Annotated in this window: 16 protein-coding genes; 6 read left to right on the forward strand and 10 right to left on the reverse strand. The window is 44.0% G+C overall.

Features of this window, described 5'->3' with window-relative positions; genetic code table 11:
- Positions 1-73: 73 nt before the first annotated feature.
- The gene (locus tag QQL36_RS02360; protein WP_321568770.1) at positions 74-529 is read right to left on the reverse strand and encodes a helix-turn-helix transcriptional regulator; all 456 of its coding nucleotides are present in this window, start codon (positions 527-529) and stop codon (positions 74-76) included.
- A gap of 92 nt (positions 530-621) precedes the next feature.
- On the opposite strand from QQL36_RS02360, the gene QQL36_RS02365 reads away from it, so the two are divergent.
- Positions 622-1,014, forward strand: a complete 393-nt coding sequence (locus QQL36_RS02365) for a hypothetical protein (protein WP_321568771.1) — start codon at positions 622-624, stop codon at positions 1,012-1,014.
- Between the two features lie 826 nt (positions 1,015-1,840).
- Here QQL36_RS02365 and QQL36_RS02370 read toward each other — a convergent pair.
- Genes QQL36_RS02370 through QQL36_RS02380 form a run of 3 tightly spaced genes read right to left on the reverse strand, consistent with a single transcriptional unit; the run spans position 1,841 to position 3,194 of the window.
- A complete protein-coding gene (locus QQL36_RS02370) occupies positions 1,841-2,248 on the reverse strand; it encodes a hypothetical protein (protein WP_321568772.1) in 408 nt (135 codons plus the stop codon).
- Positions 2,238-2,717 (reverse strand): hypothetical protein, encoded by a 480-nt coding sequence (locus tag QQL36_RS02375; RefSeq protein ID WP_321568773.1) that lies wholly within the window; start codon positions 2,715-2,717, stop codon positions 2,238-2,240. The genes QQL36_RS02370 and QQL36_RS02375 overlap by 11 nt, the downstream gene beginning before the upstream one ends.
- Before the next feature lie 24 nt (positions 2,718-2,741).
- Positions 2,742-3,194, reverse strand: a complete 453-nt coding sequence (locus QQL36_RS02380; RefSeq protein ID WP_321568774.1) for a hypothetical protein — start codon at positions 3,192-3,194, stop codon at positions 2,742-2,744.
- Between the two features lie 619 nt (positions 3,195-3,813).
- Here QQL36_RS02380 and QQL36_RS02385 point away from each other — a divergent pair.
- On the forward strand, positions 3,814-6,846 hold the full coding sequence (locus tag QQL36_RS02385; RefSeq protein ID WP_235643404.1) for a SusC/RagA family TonB-linked outer membrane protein: 3,033 nt from the start codon (positions 3,814-3,816) through the stop codon (positions 6,844-6,846).
- A 27-nt stretch (positions 6,847-6,873) separates the two neighbouring features.
- The gene (locus QQL36_RS02390; protein WP_083720249.1) at positions 6,874-8,511 is read left to right on the forward strand and encodes a RagB/SusD family nutrient uptake outer membrane protein; all 1,638 of its coding nucleotides are present in this window, start codon (positions 6,874-6,876) and stop codon (positions 8,509-8,511) included.
- A 191-nt stretch (positions 8,512-8,702) separates the two neighbouring features.
- On the opposite strand, the gene QQL36_RS02395 is transcribed toward QQL36_RS02390, so the two are convergent.
- Positions 8,703-10,832 (reverse strand): elongation factor G, encoded by a 2,130-nt coding sequence (locus QQL36_RS02395; protein ID WP_321568775.1) that lies wholly within the window; start codon positions 10,830-10,832, stop codon positions 8,703-8,705.
- 231 nt (positions 10,833-11,063) lie between these two features.
- On the opposite strand from QQL36_RS02395, the gene QQL36_RS02400 reads away from it, so the two are divergent.
- Complete coding sequence (locus tag QQL36_RS02400) at positions 11,064-12,821, forward strand: ABC transporter ATP-binding protein (RefSeq protein ID WP_321568776.1); 1,758 nt, start codon at positions 11,064-11,066, stop codon at positions 12,819-12,821.
- A gap of 722 nt (positions 12,822-13,543) precedes the next feature.
- Here QQL36_RS02400 and QQL36_RS02405 read toward each other — a convergent pair.
- Positions 13,544-13,951 (reverse strand): DUF983 domain-containing protein, encoded by a 408-nt coding sequence (locus QQL36_RS02405; protein WP_083720246.1) that lies wholly within the window; start codon positions 13,949-13,951, stop codon positions 13,544-13,546.
- Positions 13,952-14,065: 114 nt separating this feature from the next.
- Between QQL36_RS02405 and QQL36_RS02410 the strand changes: the two genes are divergently transcribed.
- Positions 14,066-14,533, forward strand: a complete 468-nt coding sequence (locus QQL36_RS02410; RefSeq protein ID WP_321568777.1) for a hypothetical protein — start codon at positions 14,066-14,068, stop codon at positions 14,531-14,533.
- Positions 14,534-14,721: 188 nt separating this feature from the next.
- Here the strand turns inward: QQL36_RS02410 and QQL36_RS02415 are convergent, their stop codons facing one another.
- Both QQL36_RS02415 and QQL36_RS02420 read right to left on the reverse strand, forming a co-directional pair.
- Complete coding sequence (locus tag QQL36_RS02415) at positions 14,722-17,166, reverse strand: TonB-dependent receptor (RefSeq protein ID WP_083720244.1); 2,445 nt, start codon at positions 17,164-17,166, stop codon at positions 14,722-14,724.
- Between the two features lie 85 nt (positions 17,167-17,251).
- Entirely contained in the window at positions 17,252-17,590 is a 339-nt protein-coding gene (locus QQL36_RS02420) for a hypothetical protein (protein ID WP_083720243.1), read from the reverse strand.
- Positions 17,591-17,629: 39 nt separating this feature from the next.
- Between QQL36_RS02420 and QQL36_RS02425 the strand changes: the two genes are divergently transcribed.
- A complete protein-coding gene (locus tag QQL36_RS02425) occupies positions 17,630-17,893 on the forward strand; it encodes a hypothetical protein (protein ID WP_321568778.1) in 264 nt (87 codons plus the stop codon).
- Here QQL36_RS02425 and QQL36_RS02430 read toward each other — a convergent pair.
- Positions 17,871-19,454, reverse strand: coding sequence for a DUF1501 domain-containing protein (locus QQL36_RS02430; RefSeq protein WP_083720242.1), 1,584 nt, complete (start codon positions 19,452-19,454; stop codon positions 17,871-17,873). The genes QQL36_RS02425 and QQL36_RS02430 overlap by 23 nt on opposite strands.
- A 28-nt stretch (positions 19,455-19,482) precedes the next feature.
- Positions 19,483-21,126, reverse strand: coding sequence for a DUF1800 domain-containing protein (locus QQL36_RS02435; protein WP_083720241.1), 1,644 nt, complete (start codon positions 21,124-21,126; stop codon positions 19,483-19,485).
- Between the last annotated feature and the right edge of the window lie 10 nt (positions 21,127-21,136).

Below are 21,136 nucleotides of genomic sequence, written 5' to 3' on the forward strand. Positions count from 1 at the left end.
CTTTGAGCTGAATCTTGGGATTTGAGATATAAACTTCGTATTTAATAGCAGTTCTACCGGCACATGCAAGACGTTAATTTTTTATATGCCGATCTACTTCGGAAAGTAAAAAAGATAAAATATGGCGCAGTCTACCTTTAGGTTTATGGGTTCCTTTCTCATAGTGAAAAACTGTTGATTCATTAACTCCCAAATTTTTAGCAAGATCCTCTTGGCTGAATCCATTAACATAACGATAATATTTAATCTTACCCGCGAGGCTAGAAGTATCTATTTCAAATGGAAAATAGCCTAAAAACTCTATGATTTTGGGATAGTATTTTACCGTTGGATTTGACCGGTTATTCTCCCATAATGTTACACAATCTTCAGTTACGCCTATAAAATTAGCTACCTCCTTTTGTAACATCCGCTTTTCCAACCGTTTATTAAGAATTTTCTCATTTAAAGTCCTAGGATTCTCTAAATATCTAAAATTCAACGGCTTAGGTACAATTTTGGAAAACGTGGAAAAAGGCAACGCATTCATGCCCCTGTGGATATTTTAATCATCCTGACAGGTCCTGCTCCTGCCCCGCAGGCGCTGTTCAACGCTATATGCGCAAAATCTCTGGTCCACTCATGGACAGAATAGATTTACATATAGAAGTGACACCTGTATCTCACCAGGAATTAACAAGCTTATCCACATCCGAATCCAGTAATAAAATAAGAGAAAGAGTGATCGCCGCCAGGAATATTCAAAAACAACGATTCAATAGACATAAAGGAATTTACAATAATGCACAAATGCATCCATCCTTATTAAAAAAGGTATCTCAACTGGATACCCAATGTGCTGATCTGCTCAAAAAAGCGATGCAAACGCTGAACCTTTCGGCCCGCGCTTACGACCGCATACTCAAAGTATCGCGCACCATCGCCGACCTGGCTCAAAGTGAACATATTCAATCCGATCACATTGCGGAGGCGATACAATTCAGGTCTCTTGACAGAGAGAATTACTGGATGTAAAGATCCATATACCCTTCCCAGGTAAGATAAATGAGACCTGGGTTGGTGACAAAAGAGAACCGGCACTGATAATATGTAAAGTTGGAACTTCTTCATAAAAGAAGCGTAGTAATTGAATTGCTTAGGGCATTCCTGTATTTCATCTATAAACAATAATGTATTTCCAATTTCTGCTATAGGTATATTGTAAGTCAGGAATAATGATTCACAAATTGCTTTTACATCGTCAAAGTCCTCAAAATATTTTCAATCTGTTCCTTTTTCAAGATTTAAGGAAATAAAATGGTCGTAAGAACTAGAGAAATCATTTACTAATGTAGTCTTTCCGACCTATCTAGCACCTCTGACAATCAGTGGCTTTCGAGAAGAACTAGCTTTCCAATTATGAAGATATTGTTCAAGATGCCATTTAAATGCCATACTACTTTGTTATATAACAAAGGTAAAAAATATAAATATTTGAAACAAAACAAACCAATTTTATCTTAAAATTGTAACAAAATAAACCAATTTACAAAATCAGGCCTTCTATTACATCTTAAACTTAGTATAATCATTTCATTATCAACCACCTATTAAAATGAGCTATTGTTTTCTAAATGCACATAGCGCTATTTCACGGCTACAAGTTCATCCGATCTCTTAGATCCGGTAAGAAATTTCTTCTATGAAGTTGATAGCTTATGACTATATAGTTAAAATCCTCCATCCAATAGTTCGACTTCCGTCCCCATCCCTGTACGAATAGAAAAAGGAACATCTTTCGATGTTCCTTTTTCTATTTAATATCTCAGCTTTATAAATCTTAATCCCCTTTATTACTTATTTAGTAAACCTTTAAAAGCACTAACAACTCATCCCATTCTGTCGTAGTGATCGCTTTTTTTCGAACCACTGCAAATAAATGCTCATGGTTAGATAGAGCTAAAAATTCTCCTTTTCTGACCGCTGCTATTTCACTTATGGTAAGCTTAACTTCTTTTCGCTTAAAAATAGAATTATTCACAAAAGAGAATTCTATCTTTTCTGCATCTGATTTAATAATCAGTACTTCATTCCTATTTAGATAAAAACTATAAATAATACCACCTAACACCAATATCGCGGTGATTGAATAGCTTGTAACTAAATCAACTGGAAGAAATACAAAAAGTCCAATTGCAAATAATAATCCTATGCTTACAATAATTTTAAAAAGCATATTCAAATAAACAGGCTTTAATTTAATCAACATATTTTAATGCTTTACTTTCTTGCAAATAATGAACAATAGCGTCAATTTCTTCTTTCTCCCAGCCAATATTGTACTGCTCTCTTAATTCAACAACCAGTGAGCCGTTTTTCCTAATTTGGATTGCCTGAGTAGAAACGTGACGGCCAACTGTTGTTTTTCCATATCGATAATTGATTTCTTCAAAGGAATACACTTTCCTTATTCGGATAAAAAAATAAATATAATAACCTATTTCACATAATTTCTTCTCCTCATCAAATGAAATCCGGTACACATTCCGCTCTTTTTTACTTAACATACTAAGCAACATCACTATAATGGCAACAACTTCTCCTAACAAAATATGATTCTTAAACCAGTTAGGGTTCATGACCAACACTATATGTACGAATCCAAATGCCATCACCGCCTTTAGTATTGAACTCAGCGACACAAGATTAGTTTCTTCCTTAACTTCAAAAACTTTCATCCTATTTTTTTATAAATTGTTTTATTATAATCCAAAGTGTATAAATTGACTGCCATTCGTCACCATATTACTCTTTGCTGGATCAGGTGCTTTCACACCATTACCAACTTTCACATTATTTTGTCCCCTGTTCTTTTTATCTTCATCTGACTTCACCGCGGCATTGACTGTATTGCTAATATCACCTGTATTGTAACCAGCTATGCCCGCCGCTGTGTAAATATCAAGCAATTTAGTTGGTAGCCCCCCTGCTTTCATACCTGCCCCAAAATCAGTCCACTCTCCAACTAGTCTCCCCCAGGCTGGTTTACTGGCATCTCCTTTATTTACTGCCTTATCTACTACCATTCCAGATACCTCAAAAACACCACCTGGAATGTTTCCGGAAACTTTATCCTTTTTGAACCCCTCAACCATCATTGAAATACCCAACCCTGCAGTAGGCACTCCTGTACTTACCAGATTACTTTCAGTCACCTTCCTCCACCCCGAAATAAACCACCCTTATTACAACCTGGATTACTCCAATACATTCCCCAATACCATCGACAAATCAACTATCCTCCAACTAATCCACCAAACAAACTCCTACCAAACCACCCCCACCATCCATCCTCATTATTAAGTGTTCTACCGACATTTATGTCCACCCCATTCACTACCCACCCCCAAAAATCATTTTTTTTGAAAAAAAATGCAGAATTTAAATATTCTCATTATCTTCAAACTGAATTCCATAGTTATAAGGAGATATACCGAATAGTAAAACAACCAATCAACAGTGGACGATGCGGTGGTAAACGCCTAAGCAAGCCGCAAATTAAAGAAGTGGTGTAGTAAATAACTCTGTAGAATTCCAGGTTAGGAGGGACGAATTCCTATAATCATTTATCAACAAAAAATGTGAACTGAAACTGGCCCGTATCTCACGATACCATCCAGTATGGCCTGCTATACTCACGTATGTGGCCAAACCAAAACTAAACGTGCGCACAAAACAACTATTTATAAACCTAAATACGGAAAAACTATGAAGCTGCCTGCTATTCGCAGAAATTGCAATCGATTGCAATTTAAACCAGGGACCACAATAAGAATGATGTCATTCTTATTGCTGACTGCCGGGATTCAGATCCAAGCCAGCGCATCTCCCCTCCGGATCACTCCCGGAAGCATCAATACCAACGCAAGGTTTGGCCCCCCAGTTAAAGGTAAGGTGACATCAGCTACTGGTGAACCTATGATCGGCGTGAACGTTATGGTAAAAGCTACTAAAAAAGGAACTTCCACAAACGAAAAAGGAGAATTCACTATCAACGCTTCTCCGGACGATATCCTCGTTATTACCTACATCGGATACGAAACCAAAGAAGTCAAAGTAGGTAACAATACTACGCTCAATATTGTTCTCTCTTCCGGCGCTACCCAACTAAACGATGTCGCCATCGTTGGTTATGGTAAACAAAAAAGACAGGCACTCACCAGTGCCATCACCTCCGTTAAACCAGGAGACCTCAATAGAGGCGCTATTACGGACCTCGGACAACTCCTGCAGGGTAAAGTCCCAGGCCTCAACATTACCGCCAGCGGTGACCCTAATAAGCCCGCTGCCGTTATCCTCCGTGGTGCCTCCACCCTCAACTCATCCCAGACACCTTTCTATGTAATTGATGGTGTGCCCGGTATGGATATCTCCCTCATCGCTCCCGATGATATCGCCAACATCGAAGTACTGAAAGATGCCGCCGCTACCGCTATCTATGGTAACAGAGCTTCCGCAGGCGTTATCATCGTAACCACCCGCAAAGGGAAATCCGGTAACCTACAGGTAAGCTACAATACCTATGTAGGTGCTGAAAAAATATCTAAAAACCTGGACGTGATGAGCGCCGATGAACTCCGCGCTTTCCTCACTAAAAATGGTTCCGGCTTCTCCCCTAACGATGACCTGGGTGCCCATACCAACTGGCAGAAAGAAATCGAAAGAGAAACCGCCGTGTCTCAAAATCATAACATCTCTTTCAGCGGCGGTTCTGAACATAGCAATTATATCGCTACGCTCAACTATGCCAACAAAGAAGGTATTATCAAGAAAACCTCTCTGGAACGTATGATCGCCAGATTAGCCGTTGAACAATATGCGCTGAACGATAATGTGAAATTCGGACTCAATATATCCAACTCTATCAGCAATGCGAAGGACGTTCCTTACAGAAACACCATCCTCCTGCAATCTGCTATCTATCTGCCCGTTTCTCCTGTAAAAAACACTGACGGCAGCTACTTCGAAAACTTCCAGTATAGCAACTACTTCAATCCTGTCGCTATGCTGAACAACAGCGACCTGGAAACAAAGAACAATAACTTCTCTGCCAACTTTACCACCAACGTAAAGCTGCCATGGGGATTCACATATGACCTCAGCGTGTCTTACATGAACGTATCCGCACTCTCCGGTCAGTATCTCTCCAAGTACTACACCAATGAATATAATGGTATGTACAACAACCCTGATCCAGGAACCTCCGGTCACACACAACAAACCTTCGGTACCAATGGTCAGGCTACCAGATCTTCTTATACCAACACATATAAAATTCTGGAAAGCTTCCTCTCCTGGAACAGACACTTCGGCGGCCATAACATCAACGCCGTTGCTGGTTATTCCTGGCAGAGCAACATCATCGGCGATGGCTTCTCTACTACCACTTACAACTTCGCCGTTGATAACACAAGTTTCAGAAACCTTGCACTGAGCAACCCTTACGCTTACTCTACCCACATCAACCTCGGCTCTGATGGCGTATACCAGGAAACTAAACTGATCTCTGACTTCGCACGTGTGAACTACGATTACAAAGAAAAATATTTATTACAAGCCTCCATTCGTCACGATGGTAGCTCCGTATTCGGTGCCAACAACAGATGGGGTTACTTCCCTTCTGTAGGTATCGGCTGGCGCATCGCACAGGAATCTTTCATGAAAGATCAACATCTATTTGATGACCTGAAATTAAGAGCCAGCTATGGTGTAACCGGTAACTCAAGTGGTTTTAGCGCATTCACTGCTCAATATATCATCGGTAGTAACGGTACCTTCTATTATGATGGTCAGCAACTGGCCGCTTACGGTCCTACTCAGGCTCAAAACGCTAACCTGAAATGGGAAAAAACAGCCACTACCAACATCGGTCTGGACTTCGCTATTCTGAAAAGCAGATTGACAGGCTCACTGGAAGTGTATAACAAAAACACCACCGGCATGATCTATTCTTATAGCGTAAATCCTGCCCTGGTTCCAACCGGTTCGATCGTTGCAAACGGTGGTAGCATGAATAACAAGGGTATTGAATTAAGCCTGAACGGCGCGATCATTGATCAGAAAGACTTCGGCTGGACCTCCTCCCTGAACCTCGCTACCAACAAAAACCAGATAACCAGCCTGAACAACCCACTGTTCTCAGGTGGTGACTCAGTTGCTGTCGCCTATCCTGAAGGTGCTTCTCAATCAGGTGCAAGTTTGCAATTGCTGAAAACAGGTAAACCACTGGGACAGTTCTTTACCTTCCAATATGCAGGCAAAAACACCAGCGGGATCTCTCAATACCTCAAAAGAGATGGTACCACTACCATCTCTCCAAGTAATGGTACTGACTACCACTACCTGGGCAGCGCACAGCCTAAACTGATCTACGGATGGTCCAATACCTTCAGGTACAAACACTGGGACCTGAACGTATTCGTGAGAGGTGTGTATGGCAACAAAATTTTCAATGCTACCAGGGCTGACCTGTTCCGCCCTGCCACTGCTCAATATGCGAACATCCTGGCAGATGCAAAAGATGAATCTGCAAGCGATATAAACTCTTACAGATACTCTTCCCGCTACATCGAATCAGGTAGCTACCTGCGATTCGATAACGCAACACTGGCTTATACTTTCGGAAATGTCAATCCTGCTATCAAAAAACTGAGATTGTACGTTTCCTGCAACAACCTCTTCGTCATTACTAAATATAAAGGGGTAGATCCTGAAGTAAATCAGGGAGGCATCGCACCTGGCGTAGATTATAACAACTTCTACCCAAAAACACGCACCTTCCTGATCGGTGCGAACCTGTCCCTCTAATATTTATCAATTCAACAAACGAGAAGTATGAAACGCTCAATCATAAAATATTTTCTTTCTTCAGTGCTGGTGGCTGCAAGCTTTGCCTGCCATAAGCTAGAAGTACCAGTGACTACTGAACTCACTACTGATACCTACCCACAGGACTCTGCTTCCTTCATCACCGCATCCGGCCCCGTGTATGTTGTACTGAGAGGTAACTACGGCGTTGAATGGCAAATGCAGAACTCTTTAAGTACAGACGAAACCATCATGCCCGCCCGTGGCGGTAACTGGTACGATGGTGGACAAAACGTTCAGATGCACTACCACACCTGGACCAGGGATAATGGTTATGTAAACGGGAACTGGACCTGGCTCTCCACCATCATCGGTGTAACTAACCAAACACTCGACATCCTCGGCACCACCGAAACAGATGGCGCTACTAAAAGCAGACATCTTGCCGAAATAAAAATGATCCGTGCCCTGGCTTATTTCTGGATGATGGACAACTACGGCCGTGTACCACTGGATACTGTAGCCGGTGACTATACTCCGCATGAAAATGTAGATCGCTCCGTTACTTTCAACTGGATTGAAAAAGAAATCACCAATGCACTGCCTTACCTGAGCAGGGCAACCGGTACCTCTACCTACGGCAGAGCGAACAAGTTCATGGCGTTTTCCCTGCTGGCAAAATTGTACCTGAATGCTGAATACTACACCGGCACTCAACGTTACAACGATGCAATCATTGCCTGCGACAGTGTTATTAACTCTAACCTGTACACCCTGGCCAGCAGCGGTAGCTACCTGGATATGTTCAAATACAATAACGGTCCTGCTACCCCTGAATTCATCTTCGCCGTTCCTTATGATCCTAACTTCAGCAACGGCTCATGGCCGTTCAGAGGCGTAAATATCCACAGCCGCTATGATGTGCCACGCTCTATGGGTAACGTAGCAGCAGGCGCCGGTTACAACTACTTCAGCATTCCATTCGTACCAGGTGCACCCAGAAGTACCATACCTTCCTACTATGCCTACTTTTATGATGACAATGATGTACGTAACGGTCAATGGCTGCATGGTAAACAATACAAACAGGATGGTACTCCTATCACCATCACCACTACTTATGCAGGTTATGATGCAATCACCTATGCAGGTAACACCGCTTCTTACACCTATCAGCTGGACCTGACTCCTGATGTAGTGCTGAGACAAAGTACTGACCTGTTTGATTGTGGTAATGACGAAGTAGCCTGGAACATGGGTTACCGTAATATCAAGTTCTATCCTGATGCAACATCTGCAAACCGTAACCAGAATAACGACATTCCTGTATTCAGATATGCCGACATCCTGATGATGAAAGCCGAAGCAATTCAGCGTGGTGGTAGCGCTACCAACGGTGCTTCTGCACTGAGCCTGGTAAACCAGGTAAGAGCTCAGCGTACTACCAGCGCAGCATGGACAAATATCACACTGGATTCTATCTACAATGAAAGAACCAGAGAGTTCGCAATGGAAGCATGGCATAGAAATGACATGATCCGGTTTGGTAAATTTGAAAACAGCTGGGGTTTCAAAACAGATGCTGATGTGAATCACCGTATCTTCCCGATCCCTACTAATGCAATTAAGTTGAATCCGAATCTGACACAGAATCCGGGTTATTAATAAAAGTTTGATAAAGGATAGCTGGCTCCTTTAGCTAACTGAATAAAAAGAGGGTGTATCTGAAATTAGATACACCCTCTTTTTATTCGGATACCTGATGAAGCCAGATTCCATTTTATGCGTTTCTCAGGAGTTTCATTTATTTATGATACACCTTCTTTTATTCCCCAATAAATTCAACATTTTTGTTTTTATCCCCCTACTAATTCTACACTCCTATACTCCTCCATCAGCTTCTTCTGTAATTCCCCCGGCACAGCTGCATACTCTGCAAACACCGCTTTCACCCTCGCTTTCCCCTGCGTCACATTTCGCAATGCTGCAAACAACTTATCCAATTCCGCCTGCGGCGTGCGCGCTTTAATAATCTGATATCCATTTTCAGAATCCATCCCTGTAATCAAACTTCGCCTGCTCTGCAACTCTCCCATCACATCGCCCGCCATATCATCCGGCGCAGTCGTCTCCACATCATACACAGGTTCTAATAATAACGGTGCCGCCTGGTGAAAAGCATCTTTAAACGCCATCATCCCCGCTATCTTAAATGAAATATCATTACTATCCACAGGATGCATTTTACCATCATATACACTCACTCTGATGTCCCGCACATAAGATCCTGTCAAAGGACCTTCATTCATCTTCTCCATAATCCCTTTCATAATAGAAGGTAAAAACCGTGTATCAATGGCGCCACCTACAATACAATTATTGAATACCAGCTTACCACCCCAGTTTAAATCTACCGTTTCCGTATCACGTACCGGATGTTCCTTATACGGAGGCATACCATCATAGTAAGGTTCTATTTTTATATACACCTCTGCAAACTGCCCCGAACCACCTGATTGTTTTTTATGCCTGTATGTAGACTGTGCACCCTGCCTGATCGTTTCCCTGTAAGGTATTTTCGCAGGAATAAAATCGATCGGCATTTTATAAATATGCTCCAGCCGCCATTTGGTCAATGCTAAATGTAATTCACCTTGCCCATGCAAAATCACCTGTTTCAATTCACGGTTATATTCAATTTCCAAAGTAGGGTCTTCCATATGAATTTCTGCCAGCACTTCGCTCAGTTTTTCATCATCTCCTTTATTCACAGGTTCGATCGCTACCCGCACATTTGGTGTAGGAAAATGAATCGCTTCCACCTGCACACTACCTTTCTCTCCCAATGTATGATTCGTCAAAGTATTTTTCAGTTTCAAAGTACAGCCGATATCTCCTGTACGCAGTACCTCCACATTATTGCGGTTCTTACCGTCAGCGATAAATAACTGATTCAACCGCTCTGCCGTATTCCCCTTCTCATTGTACAACTCAGCTCCCGCCTTCACTTCCCCCGACAACACTTTAAAGAACGATAGCTTTCCAATATGCGGTTCCAGCAAAGTCTTAAATACAAACAACACCGGAGGGCCTGCCGGATCACAGGCTATCGTTTCACCTTTTTCGCCTTTTTCAGGAGGCATATCCACCGCTGATGGGGCTACATTATCAATAAATCCCATCAGCCTTCCACTCCCCATATCATTCAAAGCAGATAAACAAAACAATGGAAACACATCGTGTTTCAACATCCCTATTTTCAATCCCTGCCGCAATTCATCTTCATCGAGATTTCCTTTTTCAAAATACTGTTCCATGAGGGTATCGTCATTTTCGGCGGCTTTTTCTACGAGTTCATTGTGTAGCTTTTCCGCCTGCTCCTTTTCACTCTCAGGAATGGGTAGTTTTTCTGGCTTACCACCTTTTTCCGGGAATTTGTACATCGTCATTTTCAACAGGTCGATCACGCTGTTAAAACCAGGTCCCTGGTTCACAGGGTATTGCATGACCGTAACGGCGTTTCCCAATACCCGTTTTGCGGATTCAACAGTGCGGGAAAAATTTGCCAGTTCTGCATCGAGCTGATTCACAGCCACGATAGTCGGTTTGCGGTACTTATCCACATAGTCCCAAATCAGTTCGGTACCCACTTCTACGCCGTGCTGTGCATTCAGCAGGAGGAGTGCGGTGTCACAGATGCGGATGGATGCAATTACTTCCCCGATAAAGTCTTCAAGTCCCGGGGTATCAATAATATTGATCTTGTAATCACGCCACTCTGTGTGCATACAGGTGGCGTAAACCGAGCTACCCCTGTCATGCTCTATATCATGGTAATCGGAGACCGTGTTCCCCTCTTCGACCCTGCCTCGTCGGGGAATGATGCCGGCCTCGAATAACATGGTTTCGCAAAGTGTGGTCTTACCGCTTTTCGCTGCTCCTAATAGGACAATGTTCCTGATGTGTTTCTCATCATAGGTCTTCATAACAATTTGATTAAGAAAAAATTGTGAAGTAAACGTGGAAAGCCGTTTTGGTGAATAGTGGCCGTAGCGGCGCTGCTGCCGAAGCGTTGCTGTTGATTTATAACCTTTTATAAGCTATATAAATCCCTCTCTGAGTATTAAGGTACTCAATTTTTATGACCTGTAGTATAGTCAAAGATGTTGCAACATTTATAATATCGTATATTTGCGATCTAGACTGTTCTTTGCATCATGAAATTGTTTTTACATTATCTGAAAAGATATAAATGGTTAATCGGATTGGCTTTATTATTAGCGACCATTAACCAGGTATTTTCCCTGCTTGATCCATATATTTTTGGAAAGCTGATTGATCGATTCGCGAATCACCCAAACACGACTGCTAAAGGAATACCACGCGGGCAGGGTGATTATATCAGCGGTGTTATTCTGCTACTGCTTGCTTCTATGGGTGTCGCTATGGTCTCGCGTATTGCCAAGGCCTTCCAGGATTACTTCACAAACGTGATTATCCAGAAGTTTGGCGCCAGTGTTTACACCGACGGACTGAAGCATTCCCTCCGCCTGCCATACCAGCAATTTGAAGACCAGCGTAGTGGCGAAACACTCGCTGTATTACAGAAAGTACGCACGGATAGCGAGAAGTTCATCACTGCCTTTGTGAATGTACTCTTCGTTGCCCTGGTAGGTGTCATTTTCGTGATGGTGTATGCTTACACGGTAAACAAAAGCCTGGTATTTGTATACACCGGCGGTTGTTTGCTCCTGTCCTGGCTCATGAACGTACTCAGCCGCAAGATCAAGACTATTCAGAAAACGATCGTCAAGGAAACGACCATGCTTGCAGGCGCGACCACAGAGTCCCTGCGTAACATCGAATTGGTAAAAAGCCTTGGCCTCACTAACCAGGAAATCCGTCGTCTCAATTCAACGACCATACGTATCCTCATGCTGGAACTGAAAAAGGTGCGTAGCATCAGAAGTATCAGTTTTGTACAGGGTACGTTTGTAAACTTCCTGCGCCAGGTGATCCTCTTCCTGCTCATGTACCTGATTTACGGAGGTTCCGTAACGGTAGGCCAGTTGTTCACCTTACAGCTGTATTCCTTCTTCATTTTCGGCCCTTTGCAGGAATTAGGCAATATCATCCTCGCTTACCGCGAGGCACAGGTATCTCTCCTGAACTTCCAGCGCATCCTGGAGACTCCTGTAGAAGAAACGCCCTCCAACCCTGTCAGGATCAGCAATATTGAGTCCCTCACATTTGAAAATGTAGGATTCCAGCACCTGACAGCGAGTACCAAAGCCCTCGAACAGATCAGTTTCACGGTGAAAACCGGTGAAACAGTGGCATTCGTCGGCCCTTCCGGCTCTGGCAAGACCACGCTGGTGAAATTACTTGTCGGTTTGTACAATCCTGCTGAAGGAAATCTGTACTACAACGGCATTAAAAGTTCCGGGATTGATATAGAAGAATTACGCGCACAGATCGGTTTCGTGACACAGGATACCCAGTTATTCTCAGGTACCATCCGCGAAAACCTCTTATTCGTAAATCCCCGCGCCACAGACGATGATATGCTGCGCGTGCTGAAACAGGCAAGTTGCGACACCCTGCTCGCCCGTGGTGATAATGGGCTGGATACCATGATTGGTGAAGGTGGTATGAAGGTATCAGGCGGTGAGAAACAACGTCTCTCTATTGCCCGTGCACTCCTCCGCCATCCGCGTTTGCTGGTATTTGATGAGGCGACTTCTGCGCTGGATTCTATTACTGAAGAAGCAATCTCTAATACGGTAAGAGCAATCACCGCTACCCGTGAGCATATTACTGTGATGATTGCACATAGGTTGTCCACGATTATGCATGCGGACAAGATTTTTGTGCTGGAAAAGGGGAGGATTATTGAGACGGGGAATCATATTGATCTGTTGGCTGAGAAAGGGCTGTATTATGCCATGTGGAGGCAACAGATCGGGGAAAGATAGTTTTGTCTTTTTTATAATGAAGAGGGGAAGTGATGTATCACTTTCCCTCTTTGTTTTATGATTCGATTGATCGTTTTTATGATTTGATCGATCTTTTTTATTTGCTGATTGATTTAAATAATCATTTTCTATATGTAAATACTTCTCTTCTTTTATGCTTAAATATCCGTCTTGCTCCTTCAAATACTCCGCTTCCAACAGCCGGGTTACCTCCTCCTCAATTACTCCCGCTTTCAATAATTTCGTCGCCTTCCCCGTCATCTCCCTATACACCCCATGCACCTTCTCTTCCAACTGCCTGTACACCCTGCTCGCTATCTTCGACGCCCTTCCCAACCGCGCAGCACTCCACCGCGTGCCCTCAAATGCAGGCAGCGTCATCACCTCTTCAGCCGTCAGGGAACTTTTCATTCTCATGTAATAATTCCCATTCGCTGAATAAAGTGTAATCTCTCCAAAAGTGCCCTGTAAAGGATTGGGATCAAACAATTTAGCCATACTATAAGTTAGGGATTTTCAGCGAACTGAACAAATCATTTTCCGCAGTTGCAGCAACCATTCTTCGCAGTTGCAATAACCATTCTTCAGCAATTCATTTGCTCCTTCCCCCCTCCTTCGACAGCCTTTCAATATCGTTTCTATCCCCCTTCTATATCACTCTACCGCCGCTTTACCGCCGCTTCGCCGTACATACTGCGCACTTTCATGACAATCATGACAAATCACAACTCCGCCGTATCCTCATCATAATACACAAAGAAATACAAATAAATCACCCTGCTTATCCGCATCATCCACGGCTGCAACAACACCAGCAATACCCCATTCACCCCCAGCCACCAAAACACACTGTCATCCTTCCAGGAAATCCCAACCAACACCCAGTAACAAATCAGCGTAAACACCGAAAACGCTACCCCCAAAGCATAACTCACATACCCGGTCCCAAACCAGAACCCCGTCTCCAACTCATACACCTGCCCACATACCGGACAACGTTCATTCATGTTGAAGATCTTCTTAAAACTCAAATGATACGGATTCTTATCCTTAAACATATCCCCTCTCCTGCAATGAGGGCACTTCATGGATAACATACTCAGAAAGTAGTTTGGTCTTTGATGGCTCATACCCCAAAATTACAATTATAATTTATTTATCCTTCCTCTTGTTATCCAGCCACAAACGCAATTTCCTGCTGGCCTGTATTTTGTGTTACTTTCCTCAAAACAAAATCACCCATTATGCGTCCATCAAATCTGCTCATCATCCTATCAATGGCCCTCCTCTCTGCCTGCGCCGCCGCCTCGCAGGAAGCAAGCGCCGATACCACCACTGTAAACAAAGTCATTGCCGAATCCACCCCCACTAATGCAGACATCAAAGATTCGACAAATACTACTCTCAAACCAAAATCCGGCTCCTATTCTCCTGAATGCTACAAAGCCATCACTGACATCGTCATGAGCTCCAGCTTCAAAACCGAAGCGGCAAAAAAAGAAAATATAAAAGTGAGAATAGACCGGGAAGAAGGTAGCAAACTCTTTCTACAACTCTTCGCCAGCGAAAAAGACCACGAGTCTACTTTAGCATGGCTCAGACTGGATAAGGCAAATGAAAAACTGGAAGATATTACTGTAGACCCGGCAAACCCGGTGGTATTGAGATATGACACTAAATTAATCAGTGCATTGAGACAGAACTGTCCATAAAGATGATCTGAAAAAATGGAAATACCAGTAATCCCCCTCAAACAAACAATGCATCAAACAAACAATGTCTACAAAACCAAAGCTACAATGGCAATAGCATATTTCATTATACACATTCCCCTTTTATAAAATCAGAAAGGTCGTCCACGCCCGGACGACCCTTCTTTCTCTATCTGTATACGCAACGACTATTTAAAATTCAACGGTATCGCCACTCTCACACTATAATTCCTCCCCATATTAAACACACCTGTTCTTCCTGTCACCTCATTCTCCGCCGCATATTTCAATCTGCTCAAATGATTCTGATAAGCTACATCCGTCAGATTATTTGCTGCCAAATGCAATGAGAACAATACCTTCTTATTCTTATTCACCACATCTGCACCAATCCCCGCATTCCACAATGTATATCCCGGTGTTGCTGTCTCCGTCTGATAAGCATAGTACACATTGTTCTGGTCAAACGTCCAATCCATCTGTATACCCGCATACGCATTCTGGAATATACCACCTACATGTTTGAACTTTCCTTTCAACTCTGACAACCATCTTGCCGCCGGAATATTAGGCAGATACTTTGTAGAATCTGAACCATTCGCTATTACCGCCTTCACATAGGAGAAAGTATTCTCAAAGTGCAACCAGTCTATCGGATGCGGATGTATATCAATCATCACCTCTCCTCCATACAAATTAGCTGTTGACTGCTGATACTTGAATGCCGCATACCCCTCATCATTATCAGTCGTAGGAATTGAATCCCCACCATTCACACTGCTCAGCTTACGGCTATAAATAAAGTTGGTAATGTGATTATAAAACAAGCTACCCGTCATTGACACGTGCTCTGAATTAAACTCCACGCCAATATCACCCTGTGTGCTCACCTCTGGCTTCAGCGACTCATTCCCATATTCATACTTGATCGTGCCTTCATGCACACCATTCGCGCCAATCTCTGAAATATTAGGCGCCCTGAAACCCCTTGCTACATTCGCTTTCAGCGTTACCTTATCACTCGCTGCATAACTCAGACCCGCACTACCAGAAATGTTGGAAAAATTCTTGCTCAGTGCATTGAACTTCTCTTCACCACCACTGCTTACCGGTTTACCATCTTCATCCAGCATCAAACCCTGCACACTGATATGTCTGTTGTCAAAACGCAGACCACCGCTGAATGTCAGCTTATCCCACGTCTTACTTGTCACCGCATAGATACCCGCGTCAAACAGGTTGTAACCTGGCACCAGGAACTCACTTCCTGAAAGAATATTATTATGCTGCTGCATACCGTTCACACCTATAGCAGTCTGCCATCCATTCATATCAGCAAATGAATATTTCACACCATAGTTGAACGTATTCAACTTCAGGTACAACTCAGGTTCATTCGGATTTAATACATCTCCAAACTCCTGACGTCTGTTCCACTGATAACCCAGTATCACATTCAATCTGCCACCATTGTGCATATAGAAATCGTTATCCCATACCAATTTCTGATGGTTGATCTGCTGACGTGGCAAACCGATTGTATATGATTTGAAATCCTTATCGGTAGCGACTCCTTCTCCTGCCACGCCATTATCATTGATAGGCTTGATGAACTGACCTAGTTCATTACGATCACCTTCTACCAAACCTAACTCCTGGTTAAAGGAAGTAAAGCGCAGTACAGAAGATCCCCAGTTTTTATTGAAACCAATGCTACCACCGTAGTTCGTGTTATGGAACTTAGAGTTATACACATATCCATCGTACTTATTCTTATAATCGTGTGCAAACTTCTGCGTACCATACACACTCCAGCTAAAACCATTTTGAGTTGTGCCTGCCAGATCTGCGTGATAGGCAATCATCCCATTGTTAGACAGATAATTGGCGGCTATGTTGCCTTTCACATGACCTGCCGGCTCAGGAGTTGGTGGTACGATATTGACCACCCCTGCCAGCGCATCGGAACCATATACCAGTGATGCAGGGCCTTTCAGCACTTCTATTTTACTTACATTATAATCGTCGATTTCTATACCATGCTCATCACCCCATTGCTGACCTTCCTGTCTGATACCATCGCCTATTACCACTACACGGTTGTAACCCAGACCACGGATGAACGGCTTGGATATAGCCGGACCCGTCGTCAGCTGACTTACCCCTGGTAGCTTGGCCACTGCATCAATGATATTGGTAGATATATTTGATTCCAGATAATCTTTTCTGATAATGTTCACCGGAGTCGGGTTTTGCTTTAGCGATGTCGCCTGACTCACACCTGTAACCACTACTTCATTTTCTTCAATCACTTTAGTACTCAGACCAAAGTTGATGTTGGTAGCGCCATTCACCTGAACGGTTTGCGTGAGGGTCGCATAACCAATGAAATGTACCTCTACCAGGAATTTTCCTTTTGGTAAATTTTTGATCTCGTAATGACCCTGCGCATCTGTAGAAGCCCCTACATGCAGGTCTGGCAAATAAACGGTCACTCCCGGTAATGGGGTATTATTCGATTTGTCTGTAACCGATCCACTCAGTGAGTTGCCGGCATCATCATCGGCAAAGGCAGGAGAATAAAGAGAAAGTCCTGTCAGTATACTTAATATAACAACACGCAGGTAGTGCATAAAAATAAAATAGTTTAGAATAAATGCATGAATGCATGCATAGCGATTGACATTGCGTCAATTCAATCAGATATAAAAGAGATGATTAAAGAAAAGAAACGGCAGGAGGTGCCCGGGGGGATAACATGCGGTAATCTTCCTGCGTAATTGCCGGAATAACCGGGTTAGCATAACTCCACAATACAGATTGCTCCAGCACAGCAAAGAAAGTACTGGTGTGCTGATAAGGTTCCGGCTCTATCTGCAGGAACTTACAGTGTTGGTGTTTGATAGAAAAAGCAAGTCCATCGTGCGGGATAGGCGCGTCCCTGGTATCATGGTGATCCATGAATACCTGGTGTATGAATTCCCTGGGGGTCGTATTAAAAGTAAATACGCCCAGGAGCAGGATCGCCAGTATCTTATGTAGGAACCTGTTTTTCAAAGTGAAACAAAGGTAGTGGAATTCCTAATAAATGCAACAATGTTGTTAAATATAATGATGAGTGGTGAAAAAGATAAGGGACGTATGTCGCCATACGTCCCTTATTATATATTAAATATTATTGGCTATACCTTCACTTTCAGTATAGATCTCACTTCCTGGTACACCATTATTGGCTATACCTTCACTTTCAGCATAGATCTCACTTCCTGGTTACTCCATTATTGGCTATACCTTCATTTTCAGCATAGATCTCACTTCCTTGTTACTCCATTATCGGCTACACCTTCACTTTCAGCATAGATCTCACTTCCTGGTACACCCCATTCTGCAAACGGGCATAGAAGATACCAGCTGCCAGCTTTTTGCTGTCAAACACCGTTGTATACTCCCCTCCTGCCAACACATTATTCACTGGCACCGCCACCAAACGACCCATGGTATCAAAGATCTGGATCATAGTATGCCCGCCACGTGTTTTGTACTTCAGGGTTGTTGTATCTACAAACGGGTTAGGATAGTTGGTTATCAACCCCTTACTACCGTTATTCACATCGTCGATACCTGTAATAGTACCACAGGCTATACCGCTTACAATTGGCAAGCGCTGGTAATCCTTGAACAAAATAGACTGCAACGTCGTATTATCTACACAGAACCATTGTTCCAGCAGACTCGCATATACTGACCGGAAATCATACTGCATCGGGGTATTATCCGCCACCGACCCGCTATCCGGAATATCCGGCGAAGTCCCCAGGATCCCCTGCTGTACATAATCACCAAATACAATCATCGGCGCAGCAGCACCGTGATCCGTACCCATACTGCTGTTTGATTTGATACGACGGCCAAATTCAGAGAAGGTCATACCCACCACTCTGCGGGACGCTTTCAGTTTGGTCAGGTCATCCATAAATGCCTTGATTCCTTCTGACAGTTCCTGCAATAGTTCTGCGTGATAACCGGTGGTGTTATCTCCCCCCTGTGTCTGGCTGGCGTGGGTATCAAAAAAGCCCATGCTCACCATGTACATTCTGGTCTTCAGACCACCTGCCACCAGTCTGGCCACGATCTTCAGCTGTCTGCCCAGTTGCGTATCAGGATATGCACTTTGAGAAGTGACATTCTGCGCCGCTTTCTTGATAGCATCAGAGAACTTATTTGTCTGCTTGGCGATCAGGCGTATATAAGCCAGTTCTACCCCTGCATGCGTATCCGGAACCGGGTCCGTTACGTCATCTAACAGGTTATAAAAGTCCGTCGCACTGGAAATCGCAATCCCCGTATTGGTATTCGCCCCCTGGAAAGCAGGAGATACGATAGAACCAATCTGGATCGCCAGCGGATCAGGATTATCATCATTCGGGTAACCATCAGGATAACCCGGGTATTGTGTATCAAGATAACGACCTCCCCATCCGGTTTCGACAATCTCATTCGCATCAGAACCAGATACCCAGATATCGGTAGCGCGGAAGTGAGAGTAGTTTGGTGAAGGATAGCCTACGCTCTGGATGATGCAGACCTTCCCTTCTTCATATAACTGCTGCACCCCGGTCATAGCAGGATGTAGCCCTGTTTTTACATTATTCACCAGTGGTAACAGCTTACCCTGGGGGATGGCGATATTTGGACGAATAGCCTGGTATTTATCATAGAGATCGATAGGCACGACCATGTTCAGGCCATCGTTCCCACCGACCAGCTGGATCATAACCAGAACGTGATCGTTGTCCGCCGAAGCACTTTCAAGTGCCGACAATAATGAGGAAGAGCCAAAAGCCTTTACAGCAAACCCGTTGATGAAGGTTGGCAGAATAGCGGCTGGCGCGGTATATTTAAGAAAATCTCTACGTTTCATATTGATAGAGTATAGGTCTTTCTAAAGATCAGGATAGTTGATATTCGGATAGGTTCATCAGGTATTTGTACAGCGTACGCAGGCGGCTTTCAACGACTGTGCGCAATGCGGTATCGGTAGGATAGGCTACCCAGGCATTCCAGGCATCTGTCCAGTAGTAGTCGCTGTCAGGGTTCTGGCCACTGAGCAGGATGGTGTTTTTAAACCATGCCTTGGTGGTGTCAGATACACCTATACGGTACAAAATATCCAGAGAGTCAGAGATCAGTTGTTTTGGATCGGAAGGATTGGAGAGTCTTTGTGCAAAGGCCATCACATCGATCGCCACACCTGCATAACCACCTTCGCTAATCATGGCATCGGTGATCTGGTTACGCTTAGGCAGGGTATCGGTGTTGATCCACATCTCATGGTATTGAGGTTCCTGGTAGTAAGGCTGCCAACCGGCTACCTGTGGTGGTTCGCCAATGTCCTGCAGCATGCTGGCTGCGTGAGAGCGTAGCCTGTCCCAGGAGTCGTAGGCATCCATATAGGCAGTAGGGAAGGTAACGCCGAATTCGCGCACCATACCTACGTTGTGATCGATCGGACTTTTGATGAGTGCTGACATATTCAGCGGATCGAAGAAGTGCTCACTCTTGAAGAGGGCCCTGAGTACTGGCAGCAGATCGTAGTTATTATTTCTGAAAATGTCTGCCAGTGGGGTGATCACATTTGTCTCTACCGCATCGTCGATGAGGTAGTATACAAACCAGCGGTATAATTTGCGAACGATAAATTTCGCGCATTCCGGCTGGGCAAAGATGATGGTCAGCAGGTCATCGAGTTCAGTCGCGCCATCCTGACCGGTTTTGCCGGTGATCTTTTTATTGCTGTAAAAGTCGGAGAATTCTTTGTTTTCGATATCGTGCTCGGTACTCTCAAAGTACGTAGTGATGGTATTGGCATTGATGCGGAAACCAGTAAGCACGCGGGCGGTAGCACGCACGTCTTCTTCGGTGTAGTGGCTATCGGGGCCTTTACCAACGGTGAACAATTCATGGAGTTCACGTGCATAGTTTTCATCCGCGCCCGCTTTGGAGTTGAGGTATCCGTTCAGATATCTCAGCATGGCAGGGTCGAGGGTGATTGCTTTCGTGAGTGTTTTGAAATTGCCCACAGCGTTTGCACGCAGGGTGGTGTTGTACTTGTAGATGTAGCGGGAGTCGTGGGTCATATCCATTTCAGTCACGAAGTGGTTATGCCAGAAGAGCGTCATTTTCTCCTGTATGCTACGGCCTTGATTGATCATGACACCAAGCCACCAGGCTTTGTAGGAGTTCCAGCGTTTGCCATCTTCATCATCGGAGGAAGGTGGGGGTGAGTACACCCAGGTTTCGCCGGGAAGTATGCCATGTTCATCCTCGCCATAGATGTTGACAGGTTGAGTAGTAACGGCGGTGACGGTGGTGAGCAGGGCTTCCACGGCCTGGTCCATGCCGAGACTTTTCACCCATGCAATATCTTCAGGAGTGGCGCCAAACATGGTACGTTTGAGCAGGTGCACTGCCTGGGCGGTATCGAAAGTGCCGGTGTATGCGGAAATACCTGAATCCGTACGCGAACCGGTGGTAGTCGCTTTCACTGCTGGCTGTCGTTTTGCTGATAGCGAAAGGAATTGTCTGCGATCCATAAGGTAATTG

Origin of the sequence: Chitinophaga sp. LS1 (genome assembly GCF_034274695.1) — a bacterium.
Taxonomy (GTDB): domain Bacteria; phylum Bacteroidota; class Bacteroidia; order Chitinophagales; family Chitinophagaceae; genus Chitinophaga.